This is a genomic window from Oceanospirillum sediminis, assembly GCF_014164585.1.
GTDB classification, from domain to species: domain Bacteria; phylum Pseudomonadota; class Gammaproteobacteria; order Pseudomonadales; family Halomonadaceae; genus Oceanospirillum; species Oceanospirillum sediminis.
This window is the reverse complement of sequence record NZ_JACJFM010000246.1, coordinates 1-352: the sequence shown is the minus strand read 5'-3', so window position 1 is coordinate 352 and position 352 is coordinate 1. Positions and strand designations below refer to the sequence as shown.

Here is a 352-nt window from a genome sequence, read left to right as displayed (position 1 = left end):
TGAGTTGTCTTATTTTGAATAGAGCATTCCTATAATTAAGAACACAAAAGAAATAAATGAAGAGAGTGTTCTTATAGTATGCAAGCGGTTCCATGGTTGCTCAAATTTGTCCCGAAGTTCTTGCAATTCTACCTTTGAGAGTGCTTCCAGATTCGATTTGTCTAATATTTCGTTTAAAGGCACATTGCCGAAAATGGTTACCAAGCCTATTCCTATAAAAAACAGTATTGCTGCAATCAGAAATAGCAAAAAGCTAGTATTGTTTCCCTTAAATAAATAAGTATTAAGAAAGAGTAGTAGAACCGGTCCAAAAAATACAATCATAAATTTGCCATTAATGATTGCTCTATTC

General features: G+C 33.0%; 1 protein-coding gene. It reads right to left on the bottom strand.

Annotated elements, in window-relative coordinates; genetic code table 11:
* Positions 1-9: 9 nt before the first annotated feature.
* Positions 10-352 (bottom strand): anthrone oxygenase family protein (locus H4O21_RS28580; protein ID WP_182812615.1); only part of this gene is annotated, 343 nt, incomplete at its 5' end.